The following is a 20,954-nucleotide window of genomic DNA, read 5'->3' as shown; positions in this document are numbered from 1 at the left end:
TAACCCCACCGATCCCCGCGTTGATGGACCCCCCGCAAACGCCTACGGATTTTTTACCTTATCTCGCAGCGGATCGTGGCGTGAACGAATGGAGTTCTACTGCCGCCGGGGCTGAAAAGCGTGCGACGGTAAAACTCGCCTGGCCAACCGCTCGACAGGCCGGTACCCGTACAGCACTCGAAAATGCTGCCAAAGGCCTGCAACTGATCCCTGAGGTAAGGGCCTGGTATGAGCAGTCGCCGCGAGGTAATCCTTTCAGTTTTTCCATCAGGGCTTACTCCGAACTGCCGTACAGCGAAGAAATCGACGCGAGGCTGGATCTGCGTCTAGCAGAGGCCAAAAGCGAGCGTGACATTTTCACCGTCACGGTCGGGTTGAGCGCGTTTGGTAGCCATTCAGTCGGCGCTGCGACTGTCTGCGGTGAGCTGACCACTATCTATCCGATTGTTATCGAGGGGCTTGAAGCGTCCGGCATGGCCTTTTTGGCAGCCGGCTTCTACAGCGTCGAAACCGTCACTATCTATCCACAGGGGTCCTAAATGGCCGACTTTTATACCTTGCTGACCAACGCAGGGATTGCTTATGAAACTGCCTGCAAGGCTGCGGGCGTGCCGATCAAACTCGCGCAAATTTCGGTGGGCGATGGCAATGGCTCTGTCTACAACCCCGACGCCACTGCAAAAGCGCTGAAACGTGAAGTGTGGCGCGGGCCATTGAATGCGTTGTTTCAGGATGAAAAAAATCCAAGCTGGTTGCTGGCTGAAGTGACTATTCCACCCGAGGTGGGTGGCTGGTATGTGCGTGAGGCTGGGCTTTGGACGGACACCGGGGTGCTTTACGCAATCGTTAAGTACCCGGAGTCTTTCAAGCCGGTTCTGGCAACTTCTGGTTCGGGGAAAGAGTTTTATATTCGGTCGATTTTCGAGACGAGTAATGCATCGCTGGTGACGTTGTTGATTGATGACACGGTGGTCAAGGCGACGCGGGCTTGGGTGATCGGTTATGTGGCTGATGAGTTGGCCAAGCTTGACGGCAAGCAATCGGTACGCGTGGTTTCGACCGCAAACATCACATTGAGTGGTGCACAGCAAATTGATGGAGTTGCAGTTGTCGCGGGTCAACGGGTGTTGGTGACTGGCCAGGCTGAATCGAGGGACAACGGCATTTATGTAGCCGCCAATGGTGCCTGGTTCCGCGCTTCCGACGCTGACAATAGCGCGAAAGTGACGCCGGGTTTGACGGTTATGGTCGAGGAGGGCACCGCACTGGGTGATTCTCTTTGGGTCTTGGTTACGAATGGGCCGATAAGCCTCGGTTCTACGGCGTTGGTGTTTGAAATACTGGTTGGCAGAACCGGTATTAAAGCGGGCACCTATAAGAGCCTCACTGTCGATAAGTATGGTCGGGCCACGGCCGGTACGAACCCGACGACCTTGGCAGAAAGCGGCATTCTTGATGCTCCGACCAAAGACGATATGAAAAGTGCGCTGGCCGCAAAGGTATCAAAGGCCGGCGACACAATGACGGGACCATTGATTGCTTCCGCGGGTGTTCGCTCTAAAAAAGGTGTTCCGACCAATGACGCATCTGACATGGGCTACGCGTTTGGCGTTGATGGTGATTCCGGTTTGTTTGCGACGGAAGGCACGTTGCCCCAAGCCGGCAGTGAACTTCTGCTCATGTCCGACTCTACCGAGTTGGCCCGATTCGGAGCCGCCAAATCAACCATTCTGAACGCGGTACTGCCAGGTGCGACGACTCCCACTGCTACCCCCGAAAGCAATGACACTAAAGTTGCTAATACGGCATTTGTTCAGAGCACAGTAAACGCAACTGCTGCAAAAAAGCTCTCCCTTTCGGGTGGGCAAATGACCGGAATGCTTATAGGTAAGGTAGGAACAGGCGGACCCGGAAACCCGAACAGTTGTGGGTTTGTTTTTGACACTGATACTGGGTTGTTCAGTAGCGGTGATGGTCAGATCGAGTTGTTTGCTGATGGCGATATGTTGATGCGCAAACACACATCGGGAGCGCTTCAAATACTTAAAGGGGTTCGTGCACCGAAAGGGCCTCCGAACCAGAGCGACTCTTCGAGCGTTTCCGGTTACTCGTTTGCCGAGGATGGCGATACCGGCATGTTCGCCGAAGGTGGTATCCCGCAAGCGGGTTCCGACATTGTCTTTCGAGTCGACAATGTCGAGGCTGGCCGCATTAAAGCGGTGATGAAGTCCTCAGGGAAGAACGGCTGGGCACGTTTGCTCAATGGGCAAATTCTGCAATGGTGCGAATTCACAGTTACGCATGTTTCTGGTGTTGCAGTGCCATGGACTATTACCTATCCAACCTCTTTCCGCACCGCAACTTTTCAGCCCATTCTAGGATTGGGTAGCGGTATTGGTCCTCAGTCCCCTGCCTACAGTGTCGAGGGCTCAAGTTATAACGGTGCTTCTGGTTTTGTATATTCAAATGATGCTGGAGTACGTATCTACCGACTTTGGGCTATTGGAGAGTAAACATGACTGTTTTCTTTTGTGCGGTGACCTCGGCTTTTTATGACGACGATATTTATGGCGATCAGTTGCCAAAAAACGCGATAGAAATTTCCGAGGATTTGCGTCAAGCACTACTTGAGGCGCAATCATCGGGTAAGCAAATCACTGCGGGAAAAAATGGCCAGCCAACCGCCGTAGATCCGCCTGGGCTTAATGTTGAACAGCAAGTTCAGCGCGAGCGCTTTTGGCGAGACAGCGAACTGGCCCGGACTGACATGTTGGTGGCACGTCATAGGGATGAACTTGATGCCGGGCGTATACCCACATTGACCGACGAGCAGTATCGGCAGTTGCAAAGTTATCGGTTGGCTCTTCGTGATTGGCCAGAGCAAATCGGCTTTCCTGACGAATTACTTCGACCAGAAGTGCCACAGATAGCTTGAACGATAGGCGAAGCAGCGGGAAACATACAGCGCTCCTTTCTATTGTCCTTCACCCCTAACTAACCCACACGAAAACCGCCCTGCGGTTTTTTTTATGCCCGGAGATCCACCTATGGCCAACCGCCAAACCTACACCGTCCTCATCCCATTCCCCACCGGAGGTGGCCATTGGTCCACCGCCGGCGAAGAGCTGGAACTGCTCGACGTCGAAGCATCCGCCCTGCGCACCGCCGGCCGCCTGGAACTGACCAGCGTCCTTAACTCCACCCCCAAGAAGGCTGACTAATCATGGCTGAGGTTTTGAACTTCGAGCACAACGGCATCACCGTGAATGCCACTGAATCCCCCGAGGCCATGGGTGGCCTGGGCGACAACGTTATCGGCCTGGTCGGCACCGCGCCGAATGCCCACGCGTCGATTCCGAAAAACGCGCCGTTTCGCATCAACAGCTTCACCACCCAGGCGCTGCTGGACCCGACCGGCGCCGAATCGGGCACGCTGTTTCAGGCGGTGTACCAGATCCTCAAAGTGGTGAAAGTGCCGGTTTATGTGGTGATCGTGGAGGAGGGCGCAACCCCGGCCGACACCGTCAATAACGTGATCGGCGGCAACGAGCCAGCCACCGGCCGCAAGCTGGGCCTGGCTGCACTGGCCAGTGTCCCTGAAGACCTGACCATCATCGGTGCCCCAGGCTTCACCGGCACCAAGGCTGTGGCCGGTGAGTTCGCCTCCTTCGGCAAGCGCATCAAGGCCCGTGTGGTGCTGGACGGCAAGGACGTCTCGGTCGCTGATCAAGTGACCTACAGCGGCGAGCTGGGCGGTGCCGACCTCGGCTTCGACCGCTGCCTGCTGGTGCACAACATGCCGTCGGTGTACTCCAAGGCGGCGAAGAAAAACGTGTTCCTGTCGCCATCGTCGCTGGCTATTGCTGCACTGGCCAAGGTCAAACAGTGGGAAAGCCCAGGTAACCAGGTGACCTTCGCCGAGGACGTTTCCCGTGTGGTCGAGTACAACATCCTCGACACCTCCACCGAAGGCGACCTGCTCAACCGTTACGGCGTGAGCTACTACGCGCGCACTATCCTTGGCGGCTTTTCGCTGCTGGGTAACCGCTCCCTCACCGGCAAGTTCATCAGCTACGTCGGCCTGGAAGATGCCATCAGCCGCAAGCTGGTCAAGGCCGGCCAGAAAGCCATGGCCAAGAACCTCACCAAGTCGTTCATGGACCAGGAGGTCAAGCGCATCAACGACTGGCTGCAAACCCTGGTGGCCGACGAAACCATTCCCGGCGGCAGCGTGTACCTGCACCCGGAATTGAACAGTGTCGAGAAATACAAGAACGGCACCTGGTTCATCGTCATCGACTACGGCCGCTACGCGCCGAACGAACACATGATTTATCAACTCAATGCCCGCGATGAAATCATCGAGCAGTTCCTGGAGGACGTTCTCTAATGTTTACCAACCGTGTAAGACAGGCCATTGCGGCCACCCTTCAAGGCCTGCCGTTGTCCGCGACAGTAGAGGAGTTCACCCCGCCGAAGATCGAGTTCGACATGGAATCCATGTCCGGTGGGCGCTTCATCGCCGAAGAAATGGCCAAGAGCGGCAAGGTGCTCAATGCCAAGTTGGTTCTGCAAGGTGCCGGGCCGGAAATCATGCTGGCCCTGGGCGTGCGCTTGGGTGACGACATTCTGCTGAACGTGCGAGAAGCCGGTCAGGATCAGGATGGCAAAACCTACTTCACCTACCACACGGTCGGCGGCAAACTCAAATCCCTGGAGGAGGCGAAGCTGAAGATGGGCGACAAGGTCACCACCACTTTGGAACTGTCCTGCCGTACCTACAACCGTCTGGAAAACGGCATTTCGGTGATCGACATCGACGTGCGCACCCAGAAGTTCGTGCTCAACGGCGTCGACATTCTCGGCGATGCACGCCGCGCGGTGCTGATGCCTTAAAGGCGAAGCGGGCACGGACAATGTGGGAGCTGGCTTGCCTGCGATGGCATCACCTCGGTGCACCAGACATACCGAGTCGCCTGCATCGCGGGCAAGCCCGGCTCCCACATTGACTGTGTTTAACCTCAAAAATGCTTAACAAGGAATTGCCCCATGGCCTGGATGCCACCGCTGCACATTCTGCTGTCCCCGATCACCGCCGACACTGGCGCGGCGATCCAGCAGATTCAACTCAAGCCGTTGTTTTACGCCGCGCAAAAAGACGCGCTGGCTCGGGCCGGTGATGACGAGGACGACCAGTTTTTTGAACTGGCGAAACTCGCCACCGGCCTGTCGGAAAAAGAACTCGACCAGCTCAAGCGCCCGGACTACGTGAGCATCGCTCAGTACGTACATGACATGTCGACACGCCCTACGTCGTTCTTCCTGGATCAGCCTGAAGAAGCGAACCACGATCAGCCTGTCCAGCTGTTGCTGGCCCTTGACGCGGCCGGTCGCAGCCTGACCGAACTACCCCTGGAAATGCCCGCCCTGCGCGCCACCAAGGTGATGAAAAAGCTCGCCACCAACAAAGAACGCGCCGAGTTCATCACCGCGCACTGCACCGGCCTGATGATCCCCGATCTCGCTGGCCTGACCGTACCCGACTGGACGGAACTGCAGGAGCGCATCGACGATTTTTTAAATCAACCGGCGGACTTCTTTCGCAGCGCGACATCGAAGTAATCCTCGATGTGGTGCCGCTGATTTACTCGGTCAATGAGGCAGAGATCCTCGACTGGGACGCCGGCAAAGCATTGCGCCGCTACGACATTGCGATCACTCGCCTTGGCGTTAAACAGGAGTAAGCGGGATGCAAAACAAGTATTCGCTCGCGTATGCCATGGCCAAGGATGGTCAGGGCGTTTTCGGCAGCGCAGATGGCGCAAATGATGCCAGTCTCGTCAATCCAGGCACTTTGGCACCACCCGTCCCCGAGAGCGCGACGGAGATAGGCCTCGCGCTAGCCAATGCAGACTTGAGGCTTAACGAACTCGCGCAGTCCTTGCAGGTACTGCGTGAGAGTGTGGACGCGCTTGAAACATCGTTATCCACACTGAAGACCGCTGATGTGCAGCCGTTGAAATCCGAGGAGCACAGCGAATCGAAGACGGTTGCTGAATTCACATCCACCCGGTCCGAAGATCTGCGCCTTACCCGTGAATCCATGTCGCTGGGCGCCGGGCAACCTCTCGACCCGGTTGCCGCGCAGCGATATTCGAATGCCCATCTTTCGTTTGATACAAAGGCCACTTCGGAGAAGTCGATAACGGTTTTACGAAAGGAAACCACGGAAAGCGCAAGTCGTCTTACTAAGACACTGGAACCTGCGCCGATATTGGGGGAAGCGACATGGTTGCAGGCCAAGACCGAGGTGATGGATAAAGCCAATGACTTGGCCGGCGACTCGCCGCTCGGGGCCAAGACGGTCAAAACGGCAGAGGCCGTGATTTCGGGGTTGGCGGAGACAGTCACCTCCAGATTCAAAGGCAACGTGGTGGATGTGACGCTTGGCAAGATTCCCTTGATCGGGAAGTTTTTCCAGGACGGTGGCTTTGAAAAAGACAAGTCATGCTGCTGTGCAACGGCGGGCGAGAAATCAATTTCGAGCAGGGACTCGGCGCGCGGTGGGTCTTCGGGGAGACAGAAGTCCAGAAAGCCCAAATCTCAGCCGGCAAAAAAGTCCCAGCCAGCACGAAAGGCTCAAACAACACAAAAGTCTCGGCCAGCGCGAAAGGCTCAAACAACACAAAAGTCTCAGCCAGCGCGAAAGTCTCAAACAACACAAAAGTCTCATCCAGAACGAAAGGCTCAAACAACACAAACGTCTCAAACCTCGCACAAGAAGCAAACGCCTGCAGCGAAGCCATCCGCCGCAAAGCGCTCACTTGTAAAAGGTGGTGGTTTGGTGGCGTCGCTGTATGGCGTGGGCGAACGCCTTTCGAGGTGGTTTCCCCAGCAGCAGTCTCTTGGGTTTGCAGGTGCCACTTCACCAGGGTTGCAGCCGCCCGTGGTCCGCACGAACAGTCGCAACAAAAAGACTGCCTATCAGCGAATGAGTTCGGGCAGCGCGCCTGGGCTGCTTGAGGCATTGGAACGGGGGCTTGCGCCCATGCCGTTCGAAGGTCGCCGAGACGCCCTGCCACATGCTCAACCCACCAGTCGTGAACGTCTGCCGGCCCCGGCCTACAGTTCACTCAAGATGCCTGCTTCAGGGGTGTGGAGCACGATGAGCAAACTGGAGTCGTCCGCCGTCCGCCGCCTCGGCCCACTGAAGTACGTCGACACCGCTATGGACGTGGTGCAGGGCGTACGTAACGGTGACGCCAAAGCTGTCGGTGCAGGCCTCACCACGGCCGGTGGCGCCTGGGCCGGAGCCTCCGCCGGTGCCGCCATCGGCACGCTGATTTTTCCCGGTGTCGGCACCGCCGTCGGTGGCGCAATTGGCGGCCTGCTCGGCAGTGAAGCGGGCACCTGGCTTGGCGAGAAATTGTTCAGCGCAAATGATCGCCTGCCCGCGCCTGGTGCGGTGAGCAAAGAGCTCAATGCCGCGCGCACGGACAACGTGCAAGTCACCCTCGCTCCGAGCATCCAGATCACCGGCGTCAACCCTGCCGATGCCCAGCAAGTCGTTAACCAGGTGATCCAGGCGCTGCAATTTCAGTGCATGCCAATGGTCACCGACTCTCTGGGCATTCGGCGCAATGCGGCACTGGCTGACCCTTCAGGAGGTGATTGATGCGACAACAAATGGTCCTCGGCGACTTTATTTTTGGTTTGTCCCGAGGCTTTGCCTATTCCTCGTTGCTGCGCAATACCGACGGTGGCTGGACCGACCTGGCGATTATTGCCAGCAAATCCCTGTCACGACAGAGCGGGCAAAAGCTGGAAAAACTCACGTTCAGCGGCACGGCGATGTACGCCATCGGCATGCAACGATTGGACGAACTGCGCGCGCTACAAAACGCACGGGCACCTCTGCCTTTGGTCGATGGCATTGGCCGCAACTGGGGCCTGTGGCGGATCAATTCAGTCGTAGAAACCCAGAGCAATGTGATCGACGACGGCACCGCCATGCTCATGACCTGGACCCTGGAATTAGAGGAGTTCGTCAATGCGTAAAGTGCGAAGTATTGCCGGTGATTCGGTCAACCTGCTGCTCTACCGCGAGTTGGGGCGTAGCGACGACGCGGCGGAAGAAACCCTTTGGCGCCACAACCCCTTACTGGCCGAATACGGTCCGGTACTGCCGGCTGGCGTGTGGGTCATCGTGCCTGAAATGCAAGCGCGGCCCGCTGCCGTGCGACCTGTTCTGGCCTGGGATTAAGGAGGCTGCATGGCACAGGGATTCACGCCGATTGTGGAGTTCTACGGCGCTAACGCGGCGCTGCTCAACCAGCGGCTGATGCGCTGGAGTCACACCGACACTGCAGGCATTGAGAGTGATCGGCTCGAGTTGACCGTTAATATCGAGGGGCTGCAAGGGTTGCCCACCCTCGACGGCAAGATCGGCTTGCGTGCCGGCTATCTGGAATCGGGATTGGTGGAGAAGGGCGAGTTTGTCGTCACCCAACGCACCCCGGTGCTGTTTCCCATGAGTTTGATGATCGTGGCCACGGCTGCGCCGTTCAGCATGGCCGACAAAAGCGGCTATCGACAACGTCGGTCCGCCAGTTATGGGCCTACGACGTTGGGGGCATTGTTCCGCCAACTGGTCAGTCGTCATGGCTTTTCACCGCGTGTGGCGCCGTCGCTGGAAGGGGTGGAAATTGCCCACATCGACCAGTCCAACGAAAGCGACATGGCGTTCATTACGCGCCTTGCCAAACGCTATTGCGCGGTCACCAAACCCTTCAATGAACTGTATGTGCTGGCCGAAGCCGGGCGGGTCACGTCGCTTTCCGGCCAGATGCTGCCGGAGGTGAAGTTGTCGGTGACCGAAGACAACCGCCCCGGTGAACAGGCGTTCATCACTGCCAAGCTCGACGAAAAGTCCCGCGCAAAATATGAGGGCTGCCGCGTCACCTGGTGGGATGCCGCCGTTGGCAAGCAGCGCGTGGTTCAGGTGGGAAATGCCCCGTTCAAAACCTTGCGTCAACGCTACCAGAACGAAGTGGAAGCCCGTGCCGTGGCCGAAGGCGAACTGCGTCGTGTGGGACGTGAAGATCTGAAATTGCTGATCGATTGCCCAGGCAATCCACTACTGGCAGCCGAGGGCTTGCTGGTGCTGGATGAGACCTGGCCTTCGTATATGCAGGGGCGTTGGTCGATTACCACCGTGACCCATGTCGGCGACTCGGCGACGGGCTATCGCAGTTCGATCACTGCCAGTGGGTTGTCGTCTTGATGGCCGCCGTCACGCGTTATTAAAGTTTGAACCCCTCTCATTGCCTACCTGAAGCACGACAGGAATCAAGATGCCTATGAACGACGAAGATTTGGCCGCAATCAACCGTTTGATCGCCGCCCTGCAAACCCAAACCGACGGCCAGGTGGCGCTGAATGGCGCCCTGCGCCTGTTGGCCCAGAGCAACCAGGCATTGGTCGACGTGATCAAGAGCCGTGAACCGGACCCGAATGCTCCGCCTTATCTGGATGGCAAACCGGCGCCCTGATTCACCTCGACCAAAGCCCTACATCCGTTGCACCCCACAGCCCGCCTTTGCGGGTTTTTTAATGTTCATGGAGAACACTCGATGTCGATTCTTACCCAAGGTACCCAGATTTTTGCCCTCGTTCCGCCGGTCTCCGGCACCGGGCCTTACACCGTGCTGGAGATTGAGCACGCCACCTCGTTCGAACCGGGCGGTGCGCCGGCCGAACAGATCGAAGACACCAGCCTGAATGCCGAAGAGCGCAGCTACAAAAAGGGTCTGCGCACCCCAGGCACCGCGAGCCTGGGCCTGAACGCCGACCCCACCAACGCCAGCCACATCCGCCTGCACCAACTGTCCGAAGCCAAGGGTGACACCGGCGTGAAGTGGGCCGTGGGCTGGTCCGACGGCAAGGACGTACTGCCTACCGTCAACACCAAAGGTGATGGCTTTGAACTGCCTGCGACGCGCACCTGGTTCACGTTCGACGGCTACGTCTCGGACTTCCCGTTCAACTTCGCACTGAACGCGGTCGTGACCACCACCGTCACCATCCAACGCACCGGCGGCAGCGCCTGGATCAAGAAAGCCTGAGAGAAGCCATGAACCTCAAACAACTGAAAGCCAAGGGCGGCATCGTTGATGGCCAGCCGGTGAAGAAAGAAATCAGCTGGACGCACCTGGACAGCAAAACCGGCAAGGAAGTGACCGACACCTTCACGCTGCACATCCGCCGCCAGTCGTTCGGTGTGATCGAGCGCCTCTTTACCCAGGGCGAATCTGCCCAGAGCCGCAATGCCAGTTACCTCGCCGCTTCGGTGTCGTTGGGTAACGACGGCACTGAAGCACTGAGTTACGACGATGCCTTCGGCCTTGAGCCGTCATTGGGGTTTGTGATCCTCAATGCAGTCAATGAGGTGAATGGCACCAGCGGTGGCGGCGTAAAGAGCTGACGGTCGCCGATGAGTTCTGGCACGAACTGGTGCTGAACGGAGTGGGCGGCCGCACGATTGCGCAAGCCAAGGAACGCATGACCTATCACGAAGCCCTGGCCTGGGGCCGCTATATCGACCGATATGGCTCCCTGCACGCCGGTAGGCGGCTGGAGGCGGGCAGCGCGTTGGTGGCGCTGCAGACCCACCGGCTGGGCGGTGGCACGGCCGAGTTGATTGATTTCATGCCCCATGAGCTGCGTCGGGGCGTATCACTCGAACGTGCGATGAACGAGTGGCGTTAAGGACGACGCCACTTTCCTTGAAACCCGCCTCAAGCGGGTTTTATCCATGACCCGGAGAAACCTATGGCAACTGCTTCCCAGGGTAATCTGACGCTCAACCTCGGCAGCCTGGAGCAGGCCCTGGCGAAGGCGTCACGGATTACCGAAAACAGCATGCGCGAGATGCAGCAGAAGATCGAGGACGCCGGTAAAAAGGTCAGCGCATCTGCTGCAGCGGCGCTACAGGTCACGTCCGGCCAGTTCAAGGACTTTCAAAAGTCCTATGACCCGGCCACGGATGCGGCGGAAAAATTTATCCAGAAAAATGCGCAGCTGGTGCAAGTGCTCAAGCAAAGTCAGGGTGCGCAAAGCGACTTTGTCGGCGCGCTGGATGGCCAGTCGAATTACACCGACCGTGCAGGTTTGAAGTTTCCAACGGGCGGCCCACATGGCGACCTGCCGGCTCCGGGCGTAGGTGATGACGCAGCAGGCTTTGCGTTCCTGAGCGATGACAAAACCCGCCAGGTGCAGGGCAATTTTGCGGTAATGACAGATCTGCTCGATGAATGGGGCAAGGGCGCCCAACAGGCTTTTGATGATTACGTGGGTAAGGCGGGTTCGGTGGCCGAACAATCGAAGGCCATGTTTACCGCAGCTTTCGACAAAATGGGTGAAGCGCTCCAAACGTTTACCACCACCGGCAAATTCAACTTTTCGGCGTTTGCCACTTCAGTGCTCAAAGACATGGCCACGATGGCCGCCAAGACGGCGGCTTCCAAAGCCTTGAGTTCATTGTTCAGCTTGGCGGGGACGGCGCTTTCGAGCTTGTGGCCCGGGTCGAGTCCGGCAGCGGGTGCAACGGGAAACCCTGGTGGCTATACCAACGCGCTCAAACCGCCTGCGGACATGACTTACTCATCGCCAAGTACTTTCAGGTTTGCCAGCGGCGGTGCGTTCACCAATTCTGTTACCACGGGCCCGACCCTGGCGCCGATGGCCCTGTTCGGTGAGGCAGGACCTGAAGCTATCATGCCGCTGAGTCGCGGTGCCGATGGTGCCCTCGGCGTACGCGCATTGGGTGGCGGCCAATCGGGCGGTACCAGCAGCAACCAAGTGGTGATTCAGCAGACCATTAATGTTGGTGACGGTCAGGGTGCGAGCAATGGCGCCAGTTCCCAGGACGTCGCCAAGGCCTATGCCGGCTCTGCTCGTCAAGGCGCAGCCGAGCAAATTGCTCGCGATTTGAAACCGGGTGGGCAGATCTGGTCCGCCATCAACGGCCGCTGATGACCAGCGGCTGCAACGGCTTATGCTCGGAGAAAACATGACGATAGAAACCTTCACTTGGGAGCCCAAAGTGGAACCCGTCGGCAGCGTCGAATACCGCCTGAAAACGGCCAGGTTCGGCGACGGTTATCAACAATCGGCCCAGGATGGGATCAACAATAAGAGCCAGTCCTGGCCACTGACGTTTGTCGGCGATGAAGCGCAGATCAAACCCATCATCGCGTTCCTCGACCGTCACGCCGGCGCTTCGCCGTTCTTCTGGACGGCGCCCCTGGCGGCACCTGCTCTGTACCGCTGCAAGGGTTATCAACCGACGCCCAGGGGCGCCGGGATCTACAGCTTGACGGCGACGTTCGAGCAGGCCTTTCACCCTTAGTGGGTGGAGTGTGACCCACTTACCCCGCCACGGCGGGGTTTTCTTTGCCCGGAGAATTTATGTCCATTACCGCAGATATCCAGACCCTGGAGCCCGGGGCCTGGGTGGAGCTTTTCGAGCTCGACGCCACCTCGCTGGGTGCCGAGCTATACCGCTTTCACGGTTACCCCCAGCAGGCTTCGATCTTCTGGCAAGGCCAGGAATATTCCCCATGGCCAATCCAGGCTGAAGGCTTCGAAATGTCGGGGCAGGGCATGCAACCAACGCCGACGCTATCAGTCGGCAATGTCGGTGGTTTCATTACTGCCCTGGTGTTGTATTTCGATGACCTGGTGGGTGCGCGTCTGGTCCGTCATCGCACCCTCGGCAAGTACCTTGATGGCCAGCCCGAGGCTGACCCGGAAGAGGAATTGCCACCGGACATCTGGTACGTCGAGCGCAAAGTTGCAGAAAGCAGCGAGGCCGTGAAGTTCGAGCTGGCCAGTGCGTTGGACTTCAACGGCGTGCAATTGCCGCGTCGGCAAATCGTTGCGAATGTCTGTTGGTGGCTGAGTTGCGGGGGGTACCGCGGCCCGTATTGCGGCTACAACGGCGGCCCCGTGGCAGATGCCAATGACGTGATCGTCACGGATGCCGCCAAGGATAAATGCGGCGGACGCCTGACCAGCTGCAAGCTGCGTTTTGGTGAGAACAACCCGCTGCCTTACGGTTCATTTCCGGCGGCAGGCCTGCTGCGGAGCTGAGTATGAACAAGCGCAACCTGGCGGCCATTGCTCGACATGCCGTGGCCCAATACCCGCACGAGTGTTGCGGCCTGCTGATTCGCGAAGGCGGTAAACGCATTTACGTGCCGTGCCGCAATACGGCGACCACGCCGAGTGAACACTTTCGTCTGGCGCCCGAGGATTATGCGGCGGCCGAAGAGCGTGGTGAAGTGCTCGCGGTGATCCACAGTCATCCGGACTACCCGGCGACGCCCAGTGAGGCCGATCGCGTGGCATGCGAAGCCTCCGGTTTGCCCTGGCACATTGTCCAGGTGCACCGCGACGATGATCAGGTGGTGCGCACCGGCGAGTGGGCCAGCCTCACACCTAACGGTTATCAGGCGCCCTTGATCGGCCGCGCCTTTGCCCACGGTGTGCATGACTGCCTCAGCATCATCCTTGACTACTACCGACGGGAATTGGGGATCGAGCTGGGCGACTACTCGCGCGAAGACGGCTGGTGGGACAAGGGCGGCAACCTCTATCTGGACAACCTGCCGACCGCTGGTTTTGAACAGGTCAGCGACTTGCAGCAAGGCGATATTGTGCTAATGCAGATTCGCTCACCAGTGCCTAACCATGCGGCAATCTACCTGGCGGACGGCAAGCTCAAGAGCGAGCCCGGTCATTACCCGGCGCCTGGCTCGATCCTGCACCACCTCTACGGCCGCGACAGCAGGCGCGATACCTATGGCGGGTATTGGGGCGAGGTCACGGTCAGCTACTGGCGGCACCGGCCGCACAACCATCATTAATCACACTGGCGGTTCTTTCGCCTGGAGTACGTCATGCATCATGAAAAAGTCAGGACGGTGCGCCTCTACGGCAGCCTGGGCGCACGTTTTGGGCGTGTGCATCGGCTGGCCGTCAGCAACGCTTCTGAGGCGATTCGCGCGCTGTGCATTCTAGTTCCCGGTTTCGAGCGTTTCCTGATGGGATCCAAGGACCAGGGCGTGACCTATTCGGTCTTCCTGGGCAAGGACAATATTGGCCAGGATCGTCTCAAGGCACCCTCGGGGGACTCGGATATCCGTATTGCCCCGGTACTGCTGGGCAGCAAGCGCGCAGGCTCAATGCAAACGATCATCGGTGTGGCACTCGTTGTCGCGGCGTCGTATTTTTCCGGCGGGTTGGCGGCTGGAGGTGCATCGACGTTGATCGGCGGCACTTCTGCAGCGGGCTGGACGTTTGCCGCCAACATGGGGATTGCCCTGGCGATGGGGGGCGCAATGCAGATGATGTCCCCCCAAGCCAAGGGGCTGGGCACGATGGATCGCCCCGACAATCGCCCCAGCTATAGCTTCAACGGTCCGGTCAATACCAGCGTTCAAGGCAGTCCGGTTGGCCTGCTTTATGGCGAGTTGACGGTCGGCAGCGCGGTGATCAGCGCAGGCATCTACACCCAAGACCAACTCTAACGTTCTTCCTCTTCAACAAGCCCGCCACTGCGCGGGCTTTATTTCGCCTGAAGGAAAACCATGACTGACCTCCCTATCACTGGCAGTAAAGGTGGCGAGACCAAGCCACGCCCCTCCGTGGAGGCGCCAGACAGCCTGCAAAGCACGGCCTATGCCCGGATTCTCGATCTCGTCAGTGAAGGCGAGATTGTCGGCTTGAAAAACGACAAGCGCTCGGTGTTTCTCGATGAGACGCCCCTGGCCAACGCCGATGGCAGCCTCAATTTCAGCGGCGTAACCCTCGACACTCGCAACGGCAGCCAGGACCAGACGCACATCTCGGGTTTCCCCGCTGTGGAAAGCGAGAGCCCGGTGTCAATTGAGCTGCGCAGCGATCAGCCTTGGACCAAGTCCTATTCCAACCTGCAGTTATCAGCGGTGCGTGTTCGCCTGGCAGTCACGCGGCTGTCGCAAACCAACACCGGTAATGGCGACACCAACGGCTACACCGTGCAGTACGCCATCGATCTTTCAACCGACGGCGGCGCATTCGTGCAGGTGCTGGCGGCGGCGTTCAGCGGTAAAACCACCACCAAGTACGAACGCTCCCACCGAGTTGACTTGCCCCCGGCAAAAACTGGCTGGGCCGTGCGTGTGCGCAGGATCACGCCGAACTCCACCAGTGGCACGGTTGCCGATACCACCACCGTGGAATCCTCCACCGAGGTGATTGACGCCAAATTGCGCTACCCGGGGTCGGCACTGATCGGGCTGCAATTTGATGCCGCGCAATTTCAATCAATCCCCTCGCGCTCCTTCGAGCTGCGCGGCCGGATCATCAAAGTGCCGAGCAACTACGACCCACAAACCCGCGCTTACAGCGGTGTGTGGGACGGTACGTTCAAATCCGCGTGGACCGATAACCCGGCGTGGATCTACTACGACCTGCTGTTGCATCCGCGTTATGGGCTCGGTCATTTGCTCAACGCCGGCCAAGTGGACAAGTGGGAGCTGTACCGCATCGGCCAGTATTGCGACCAGCCGGTCTCTGACGGCAAGGGCGGCACCGAGCCGCGCTTTACCTGCAACCTGTATTTGTCGGTACGGGCCGATGCGTTGAAGGTGCTGCAAGACCTGGCGACCACCTTCCGTGGCATGTCCTATTGGGGCGCAGGTTCGGTGATGGCGGTGGCGGATATGCCGGAAGATCCGGTCTACACCTACTCCAACGCCAACGTGATCGACGGTCAGTTCGTCTACGGTGGCTCGGCGAAAAAGACCCGCTACACCGTGGCCCTGGTCAGTTGGAATGACCCGAATGATTTCTACCGGCAGAAGGTGCAATACGTCGACGACGCCGATGGCATCGCCCGCTACGGCATCCAGCAAACCGAAATCAGTGCCGCCGGTTGCACCTCCCAGGCGCAAGCCCAGCGCATCGGTAAATGGGCACTGCTGACCAACCGTCTGGAAACCGAAAGCGTGACCTTCTCGGTTGGCCTGGATGGCACGTTGGCGCGCCCCGGCCAGATCATCCGCGTGGCCGACAATGACCGTGCCGGCCGTCGTATTGGTGGGCGTTTGCGTGACGCGACCCTCGACACCCTCACGCTGGACGCCGAAGTCAAAGCAGCAGCCGGTGACACCATTACCCTGGTGATGCCCAACGGCAAAGCGGTGTCGCGGGTGGTGAAATCCGCCAGCGCCGGGAACGCCGACGCGCAGCAGGTCGTACTGCAAAGCAAACTCGACGAACTGCCACCGGCGCAATCGATCTGGGCCATCGACTCCGCGACCCTGGCCTTGCAACAGTTTCGCGTGCTGTCGATCTCCGAAGACTTCTCGGACAGCGAAATCAAGTACAGCCTCAGCGCGGTCAAGCACGTACCGAGCAAATTTGCCGCGATCGACAACGGTGCAAAAATCGACCGCCCACCGATCACCGTGATTCCGCCGAGTGTGCAAGCGGCACCGACCGGCGTGACGGTCAGCAATGACCATTTTTTCGAGCAGGGCAGCGCGGTCAATGTCATGACCATCGAATGGCAGCGCCCGGCGAATGCAATTGCCTTTGAGGCGTACTGGCGCAAAAACGATGGCGAGTGGGTTTACGCGGGGCGCACCGGCGGCACCTCGATAGAGGTGTCCGGGATCTACGCCGGGCGCTACGTGGCCAAGGTGCGCGCGATCAATGCGCTGGATATTGGCTCGCTGTACAGCGAATCCATCGAGACCGTGCTCAACGGTAAAACCACCTTGCCGCCGACTGTAGCGGCGTTGACGACCGAGTCGTTGGTGTTCGCGATCAAGGTCAAATGGCAGATTCCGCAGGATGTGAGTACCGCGGATTTGCAGCGTACCGAGATCTGGTATGGCAAGACGGCCGAACTGGCGCTGGCGACCAAGTTGGGGGATTACGCATATCCGCAGACTGACGTGACGCTGATGGGCTTGGGCGCGGGTACGTCGTTGTTCTTCTGGGCACGTTTGGTGGATCGTACGGGGAATATCGGGCCCTGGTTTCCGACGGGTTCTGCTGTGCAGGGGCTGGCGAGTTCTGACCCTTCGCCGATCCTTGATCTGATTGCCGGGCAGGTGGGCGAGACTGAACTGGGTAAGCATCTGTTCGATCGCATTGAGTTGATCGACGGCTCAGGTACGGGCTCGGTCAATAAACGCTTGGAGACGACGCGCAAAGAACTTGAAGCACTGGTTGATCAAGTGACCGGCGCACTGCTTTATGCACCCGCGAAAACTTACATTGCGGGAGATTGTGTCCGTCAGAGTGATCATTTGTATCAGGCTCTTCAGGCTGTGCCTGCGGGCAATCCTCCGCCCAATGCTGCTTATTGGCTGGATATCGGCTCATTGGCGCAAAACAGCAATGCATTGGCCGTTCAGATCCGTCAAAACAAGACGGCTATCGAAACCGTCGATGGAAAAGTCACCGCTCAAGCCCAGCAACTGAACAGCGTAAAAAGCAAGGTGGATGACCCGGTCACTGGTTTGGCCGCCACTTCGAGCGGGCTCAGCGGCCTGAAGACTCAAGTCACCACGCTGGATGGAAAGGCTAACAGTACGTCGGAAAAAACCGATGGAGTTTTTGCCCAGGTGAATCCGAAGATGGCGGGTGACGAGCAAGCCAGTCTTGCTGGTGATGATGTTTCCCTGGCAGGCGCCTGGTCGGTTATGTCTGCGATTGCCGAGGGTGACCTTGCCCAGGCGATGAAGACGGATGCGTTGGAGGTGAAGGTCAATCAGAACCAAGCCAGTATTGCCAACGTGGATACCGCATCGGCGTCACGTGATGAAGCCTTAGCCCAGCGAGTGACACGCCTGGATGCAAGGGTCAAAGATAACTCCGCGTCAGTTGACGTTCAGATGAGTACGTTGGCGAATGCGGACAAAGCACTCGCTCAAAGTATTGAAACCGTACAGGCAAAAGTTAATCAGCAGGCGGTGAGTATCCAAACCAACGCCAGTGCGATTGCGGACACGAAAGGCAAATTGGCTGCCAATTGGTCTGTGCGCATGCAAGCGACTGCGGACGGTAAGTATAAATACGCGGGGATTGGTCTGGGGCTTGAAAGTGGGGCGTCAGGAATACTGGAAAGCCAATTTGTTGTCGCCGCCGATAAGTTTGTGATTTTGGACGGTGGTGGCGGGACAAGCCCGTTTGCGGTGGCTGATGGGAAAGCCTTTATCGATTCGGCTTTTATAAAAAATGGCTCGATTGATATGTTGAAAATTGGCGGAGACCTCCAGTCTGATAATTACAGCAAAGAGCTGAATACGGGCTGGAGGTTGAGCAGGGATGGCGGTTTTGAAATTAATGGGAACATCGCGGGTGGCGGCTATTTGAGAATTACCAATCAATTGATTGAGATTTTTTATGGCCCCAATAAACCATGTTTGCGTGCCGGGATCTGGTGATGACTTCAGGGATTGAAATCTATGGCAGGTTGGGCGAGCTCTATATGGATGGCACCGGCCGTTATGGTCGGGTCATTGATATTTTAACGCCTAACCTTGGTACGGGCAGCAAAACCTATTCAGATATCGCTGAAGACAGCTTGGACTTCGCCTATTTTCAAGGCGACTTCCAAGCACTGACCGTCTGGAAGTCAGGGCAAACGATTAACTGGCGACTCGATGATGCCTTTTACGCCGGTGGCTTTTCTGGCTCACGACTTCTCGTAGTGGTGGCTTTCTAATGAATGGATTCGAGGTGTTTAATCAGGCAGGTTTCAAGATAGCGGGTTCGGACTACCCTAACTTGGTACTGTATGGAAAAACGACGCTGGTGACGCAAAACTTTAACGTCAATGGGCCAGGTTTTAACTTTGTTAGCTACGTGGGCAGCGCGGTCGTCCCGGACGATAAGAGCACGTTACGTTTTTACCGTTCGCCGGCGGGTCATAAACTGGTAGAACAAGGCGGTCGTATATTTTCCGATGTGGTGGGGGCCTCGTTTGAGTGTTATTCATTCGGCCCGGCGCTGCCGGATTCGGCGAGCAGTGGTCTGGAAATTCGTGATCAGGCGGGGGGCGTGAAGTTTTCTACCGGCCAGCCCTTTCTGAAACTGGTCGGTGTCTATGTAGACACTCATCCCGCGGTGGCGACAGAAGATTTGCCGCCGCCCTATCAATATCAAACAGCCTATGTCGAGGGCGCAAGGAAGTTGGCGTTTCAATTTTCCAATGCCCATTACTATTACCGCTTGGTCCGAACGAATACCGGTAAAAGCGCCAGTTATAATAGTGTGCGAATTGCCTCGGTGACGAGTTCTGGTCTTTATCAATGCAAGTTTATGACCAAGTACCAATGGACTCAGTCATGGCCTAACTCGCGTGTTTGGCAAATTCCAAACCGGGGCGCGCCTCAACGAATGCTGATCGCCGATGTGACGGGTTTGTAGCGTCTGACCACACCCATTGCAGAGAGGGACGCGGGTTATCGTCGGGTAGTTAGGGTTATTTATCCGACACTGATATCTAACAGGGGTAGGGATGAGAGATGTCACGACAGGAAATTAATTTAGGCTCTTTGCCCGCCGGTCTTGGCGGCGATACGCCTCGCAGCGCCAACGTAAAAATCAACGCCATGACCCAAGAGCTGTATGGACGAGTCGATGCGCTCGGCACTGCTGCTTTGGGCACGCTCACTACCAGCACTGACGATCACACGCTGGGCCGAGTGGTCCGTGTCGGGGACTTTGGCGTAGGTGCAGTCAAATCGATAGTCGGCGCAGATCTGGATGGCCTGCGTGCTGTCGGCACCTATTACTCAATGTCGGGTATCAATGCACCCAACGCAACCAATGGCTGGGTCACCGTCAACGAGGCGGGCCGGGGTTACACCCTGCAGGAGTACGTCGGTGTCGACAGTGCCAAATGGGTGCGAATCGAGGCCGCCGGCGTGTGGCAACCCTGGCAGAAAGTCCTCACCGACGGTCCAGGCCTTGCCTCTACGCAGCAACGACTGGGCCTCAAGTCACGCGCCTTCCAGGCTGATGGCGAGAGGCTGCTCGGGCAAAACATCACCGAGGCGGGCAAAGCCAGTGGCGGGTTGGTTTCTTCGCTGACTGTCCATACCAGTATGTCCTACACCGAAAGCGAATCGCCGCTGATCCGCTGCTTGGGATGCATCAACGGCTACACGTCGCCTTTTACCCTCGACCTCTCTTGGTACTACTACCAGGGCTCGTTCAACTCGGGTGTTGCGCTGCTGAATTCGGCTTCGCCGGGCATCAGCAGTGTGCAAGGCGTGCCGGGATTGAAGGTCAGTGTGTATCGGCGTCCGGAGACGGGCTTGATCTCCATCTACCTCGGTTTTCCGGGTGCGGTCTATCTGCCCCGATTTGCCATGTACTCGATCCAGACCGGCGCCCTTGAAGTGTCCGCAGCCTATACATCGAACTGGACCACCGTGGCCGACATCGCCGCGCCAACCGCGGCCATGAACATGGGCGCGCTGACGGTCATCACCACCCTGAACACGGCCAACTGCGCCAGGCAGGCGGACGGCTTGATAAAGGCGATTTGAACATGCGAGCAGTGATTGAACTACGCGGGGCGGAGGGGGCTTGTAGCGTCATGCCCTTTGCTCATCCGAAGGTTTCTTCCAAGCGCAAGGCCATCGGGGTCTACGAAGTACGCGGCACATTGGGGCTGATCCCTATGCCTCCTGCAGGCAATGGTTGGGGCTACAGCATGGGGGTTGCAGAGAAGGATATTTCGGCGGTGGTGACCTATTCGCGCAAGGTCTTGACCGTGAAGTTGTACAAGGACGGACAGCCCTATGACCTGGTGGATGCCATGTCCTTGCATACCGAATTGATGGAGCCTGAACCCACTGCGCAGCCCGTGATTTAGCTGAACGGAA

The 20,954-nt window shown here is 58.0% G+C and carries 25 protein-coding genes; all 25 read left to right on the top strand.

The features are described 5' to 3' along the window. Window positions 1–539 (top strand): phage tail protein I (locus GIW28_RS05395; RefSeq protein WP_236490386.1); only part of this gene is annotated, 539 nt, incomplete at its 5' end. Continuing rightward, window positions 540–2,513: a phage tail protein gene (locus GIW28_RS05390; RefSeq protein ID WP_236447586.1), complete on the top strand. Its 1,974-nt coding sequence runs from the start codon at window positions 540–542 to the stop codon at window positions 2,511–2,513. Between the two features lie 2 nt (window positions 2,514–2,515). Next, window positions 2,516–2,935 (top strand): phage tail assembly chaperone, encoded by a 420-nt coding sequence (locus GIW28_RS05385; protein WP_236447585.1) that lies wholly within the window; start codon window positions 2,516–2,518, stop codon window positions 2,933–2,935. Between the two features lie 112 nt (window positions 2,936–3,047). Beyond that, entirely contained in the window at window positions 3,048–3,221 is a 174-nt protein-coding gene (locus GIW28_RS05380) for a hypothetical protein (protein ID WP_163005422.1), read from the top strand. Window positions 3,222–3,223: 2 nt separating this feature from the next. Further along, complete coding sequence (locus tag GIW28_RS05375; protein WP_169985344.1) at window positions 3,224–4,390, top strand: phage tail protein; 1,167 nt, start codon at window positions 3,224–3,226, stop codon at window positions 4,388–4,390. Beyond that, window positions 4,390–4,896 (top strand): phage major tail tube protein, encoded by a 507-nt coding sequence (locus GIW28_RS05370; protein ID WP_099548528.1) that lies wholly within the window; start codon window positions 4,390–4,392, stop codon window positions 4,894–4,896. The genes GIW28_RS05375 and GIW28_RS05370 overlap by 1 nt, the downstream gene beginning before the upstream one ends. 153 nt (window positions 4,897–5,049) lie before the next feature. Then, window positions 5,050–5,622, top strand: a complete 573-nt coding sequence (locus GIW28_RS05365) for a phage tail assembly protein (RefSeq protein WP_170036407.1) — start codon at window positions 5,050–5,052, stop codon at window positions 5,620–5,622. A 127-nt stretch (window positions 5,623–5,749) separates the two neighbouring features. Continuing rightward, window positions 5,750–7,675: a phage tail tape measure protein gene (locus GIW28_RS05360; RefSeq protein ID WP_236447584.1), complete on the top strand. Its 1,926-nt coding sequence runs from the start codon at window positions 5,750–5,752 to the stop codon at window positions 7,673–7,675. Next, the gene (locus tag GIW28_RS05355; RefSeq protein ID WP_236447583.1) at window positions 7,675–8,058 is read left to right on the top strand and encodes a phage tail protein; all 384 of its coding nucleotides are present in this window, start codon (window positions 7,675–7,677) and stop codon (window positions 8,056–8,058) included. The genes GIW28_RS05360 and GIW28_RS05355 overlap by 1 nt, the downstream gene beginning before the upstream one ends. Further along, a complete protein-coding gene (locus GIW28_RS05350) occupies window positions 8,051–8,263 on the top strand; it encodes a tail protein X (RefSeq protein WP_236447582.1) in 213 nt (70 codons plus the stop codon). Before GIW28_RS05355 ends, GIW28_RS05350 begins: the two co-directional genes overlap by 8 nt. Before the next feature lie 9 nt (window positions 8,264–8,272). After that, window positions 8,273–9,283 (top strand): contractile injection system protein, VgrG/Pvc8 family, encoded by a 1,011-nt coding sequence (locus tag GIW28_RS05345; protein ID WP_236447581.1) that lies wholly within the window; start codon window positions 8,273–8,275, stop codon window positions 9,281–9,283. Between the two features lie 76 nt (window positions 9,284–9,359). After that, window positions 9,360–9,551: a hypothetical protein gene (locus tag GIW28_RS05340; RefSeq protein ID WP_236447580.1), complete on the top strand. Its 192-nt coding sequence runs from the start codon at window positions 9,360–9,362 to the stop codon at window positions 9,549–9,551. Between the two features lie 81 nt (window positions 9,552–9,632). Beyond that, window positions 9,633–10,124, top strand: coding sequence for a phage tail tube protein (locus GIW28_RS05335; RefSeq protein WP_104995658.1), 492 nt, complete (start codon window positions 9,633–9,635; stop codon window positions 10,122–10,124). A gap of 8 nt (window positions 10,125–10,132) precedes the next feature. Further along, window positions 10,133–10,483: a phage tail assembly chaperone family protein, TAC gene (locus GIW28_RS05330; RefSeq protein WP_236448237.1), complete on the top strand. Its 351-nt coding sequence runs from the start codon at window positions 10,133–10,135 to the stop codon at window positions 10,481–10,483. 29 nt (window positions 10,484–10,512) lie between these two features. Continuing rightward, window positions 10,513–10,767, top strand: coding sequence for a hypothetical protein (locus GIW28_RS05325; RefSeq protein WP_094949899.1), 255 nt, complete (start codon window positions 10,513–10,515; stop codon window positions 10,765–10,767). Window positions 10,768–10,830: 63 nt separating this feature from the next. Beyond that, window positions 10,831–12,033 carry a phage tail tape measure C-terminal domain-containing protein gene (locus GIW28_RS05320; RefSeq protein ID WP_236448236.1) on the top strand — a complete coding sequence of 401 codons (1,203 nt, stop codon included), beginning with the start codon at window positions 10,831–10,833 and terminating at the stop codon, window positions 12,031–12,033. Window positions 12,034–12,070: 37 nt separating this feature from the next. Continuing rightward, on the top strand, window positions 12,071–12,409 hold the full coding sequence (locus GIW28_RS05315; RefSeq protein WP_236465104.1) for a phage tail protein: 339 nt from the start codon (window positions 12,071–12,073) through the stop codon (window positions 12,407–12,409). 59 nt (window positions 12,410–12,468) lie between these two features. After that, window positions 12,469–13,152, top strand: coding sequence for a phage minor tail protein L (locus GIW28_RS05310; protein WP_236447358.1), 684 nt, complete (start codon window positions 12,469–12,471; stop codon window positions 13,150–13,152). A 2-nt stretch (window positions 13,153–13,154) separates the two neighbouring features. Beyond that, the gene (locus GIW28_RS05305; RefSeq protein WP_236447357.1) at window positions 13,155–13,928 is read left to right on the top strand and encodes a C40 family peptidase; all 774 of its coding nucleotides are present in this window, start codon (window positions 13,155–13,157) and stop codon (window positions 13,926–13,928) included. A 33-nt stretch (window positions 13,929–13,961) separates the two neighbouring features. Further along, window positions 13,962–14,591, top strand: coding sequence for a tail assembly protein (locus tag GIW28_RS05300; RefSeq protein WP_236447356.1), 630 nt, complete (start codon window positions 13,962–13,964; stop codon window positions 14,589–14,591). Window positions 14,592–14,651: 60 nt separating this feature from the next. After that, on the top strand, window positions 14,652–18,503 hold the full coding sequence (locus tag GIW28_RS05295; protein ID WP_236447355.1) for a phage tail protein: 3,852 nt from the start codon (window positions 14,652–14,654) through the stop codon (window positions 18,501–18,503). After that, window positions 18,503–18,784, top strand: a complete 282-nt coding sequence (locus GIW28_RS05290) for a hypothetical protein (RefSeq protein WP_236447354.1) — start codon at window positions 18,503–18,505, stop codon at window positions 18,782–18,784. Before GIW28_RS05295 ends, GIW28_RS05290 begins: the two co-directional genes overlap by 1 nt. Then, entirely contained in the window at window positions 18,784–19,488 is a 705-nt protein-coding gene (locus GIW28_RS05285) for a hypothetical protein (RefSeq protein ID WP_236447353.1), read from the top strand. Before GIW28_RS05290 ends, GIW28_RS05285 begins: the two co-directional genes overlap by 1 nt. Before the next feature lie 98 nt (window positions 19,489–19,586). Then, on the top strand, window positions 19,587–20,615 hold the full coding sequence (locus GIW28_RS05280; RefSeq protein ID WP_236447352.1) for a pyocin knob domain-containing protein: 1,029 nt from the start codon (window positions 19,587–19,589) through the stop codon (window positions 20,613–20,615). Between the two features lie 50 nt (window positions 20,616–20,665). Then, the gene (locus tag GIW28_RS05275; protein ID WP_236447351.1) at window positions 20,666–20,944 is read left to right on the top strand and encodes a hypothetical protein; all 279 of its coding nucleotides are present in this window, start codon (window positions 20,666–20,668) and stop codon (window positions 20,942–20,944) included. Window positions 20,945–20,954 lie beyond the last annotated feature (10 nt).

The organism is Pseudomonas sp. PA-5-4B (assembly GCF_021606215.1).
Lineage (GTDB): Bacteria > Pseudomonadota > Gammaproteobacteria > Pseudomonadales > Pseudomonadaceae > Aquipseudomonas > Aquipseudomonas edaphica.
Note: the sequence above shows the minus strand (reverse complement) of the source record. Positions and strands in the feature narration are given on the sequence as shown.

What these genes read in the sequence shown, in the direction of transcription:
- GIW28_RS05390 (WP_236447586.1), top strand. Translation starts at nt 540, where the DNA reads ATGGCCGACTTTTATACCTTGCTGACCAACGCAGGGATTGCTTATGAA.
- GIW28_RS05385 (WP_236447585.1), top strand. Translation starts at nt 2,516, where the DNA reads ATGACTGTTTTCTTTTGTGCGGTGACCTCGGCTTTTTATGACGACGAT.
- GIW28_RS05380 (WP_163005422.1), top strand. Translation starts at nt 3,048, where the DNA reads ATGGCCAACCGCCAAACCTACACCGTCCTCATCCCATTCCCCACCGGA.
- GIW28_RS05375 (WP_169985344.1), top strand. Translation starts at nt 3,224, where the DNA reads ATGGCTGAGGTTTTGAACTTCGAGCACAACGGCATCACCGTGAATGCC.
- GIW28_RS05370 (WP_099548528.1), top strand. Translation starts at nt 4,390, where the DNA reads ATGTTTACCAACCGTGTAAGACAGGCCATTGCGGCCACCCTTCAAGGC.
- GIW28_RS05365 (WP_170036407.1), top strand. Translation starts at nt 5,050, where the DNA reads ATGGCCTGGATGCCACCGCTGCACATTCTGCTGTCCCCGATCACCGCC.
- GIW28_RS05360 (WP_236447584.1), top strand. Translation starts at nt 5,750, where the DNA reads ATGCAAAACAAGTATTCGCTCGCGTATGCCATGGCCAAGGATGGTCAG.
- GIW28_RS05355 (WP_236447583.1), top strand. Translation starts at nt 7,675, where the DNA reads ATGCGACAACAAATGGTCCTCGGCGACTTTATTTTTGGTTTGTCCCGA.
- GIW28_RS05350 (WP_236447582.1), top strand. Translation starts at nt 8,051, where the DNA reads ATGCGTAAAGTGCGAAGTATTGCCGGTGATTCGGTCAACCTGCTGCTC.
- GIW28_RS05345 (WP_236447581.1), top strand. Translation starts at nt 8,273, where the DNA reads ATGGCACAGGGATTCACGCCGATTGTGGAGTTCTACGGCGCTAACGCG.
- GIW28_RS05340 (WP_236447580.1), top strand. Translation starts at nt 9,360, where the DNA reads ATGAACGACGAAGATTTGGCCGCAATCAACCGTTTGATCGCCGCCCTG.
- GIW28_RS05335 (WP_104995658.1), top strand. Translation starts at nt 9,633, where the DNA reads ATGTCGATTCTTACCCAAGGTACCCAGATTTTTGCCCTCGTTCCGCCG.
- GIW28_RS05330 (WP_236448237.1), top strand. Translation starts at nt 10,133, where the DNA reads ATGAACCTCAAACAACTGAAAGCCAAGGGCGGCATCGTTGATGGCCAG.
- GIW28_RS05320 (WP_236448236.1), top strand. Translation starts at nt 10,831, where the DNA reads ATGGCAACTGCTTCCCAGGGTAATCTGACGCTCAACCTCGGCAGCCTG.
- GIW28_RS05315 (WP_236465104.1), top strand. Translation starts at nt 12,071, where the DNA reads ATGACGATAGAAACCTTCACTTGGGAGCCCAAAGTGGAACCCGTCGGC.
- GIW28_RS05310 (WP_236447358.1), top strand. Translation starts at nt 12,469, where the DNA reads ATGTCCATTACCGCAGATATCCAGACCCTGGAGCCCGGGGCCTGGGTG.
- GIW28_RS05305 (WP_236447357.1), top strand. Translation starts at nt 13,155, where the DNA reads ATGAACAAGCGCAACCTGGCGGCCATTGCTCGACATGCCGTGGCCCAA.
- GIW28_RS05300 (WP_236447356.1), top strand. Translation starts at nt 13,962, where the DNA reads ATGCATCATGAAAAAGTCAGGACGGTGCGCCTCTACGGCAGCCTGGGC.
- GIW28_RS05295 (WP_236447355.1), top strand. Translation starts at nt 14,652, where the DNA reads ATGACTGACCTCCCTATCACTGGCAGTAAAGGTGGCGAGACCAAGCCA.
- GIW28_RS05290 (WP_236447354.1), top strand. Translation starts at nt 18,503, where the DNA reads ATGACTTCAGGGATTGAAATCTATGGCAGGTTGGGCGAGCTCTATATG.
- GIW28_RS05285 (WP_236447353.1), top strand. Translation starts at nt 18,784, where the DNA reads ATGAATGGATTCGAGGTGTTTAATCAGGCAGGTTTCAAGATAGCGGGT.
- GIW28_RS05280 (WP_236447352.1), top strand. Translation starts at nt 19,587, where the DNA reads ATGTCACGACAGGAAATTAATTTAGGCTCTTTGCCCGCCGGTCTTGGC.
- GIW28_RS05275 (WP_236447351.1), top strand. Translation starts at nt 20,666, where the DNA reads ATGCCCTTTGCTCATCCGAAGGTTTCTTCCAAGCGCAAGGCCATCGGG.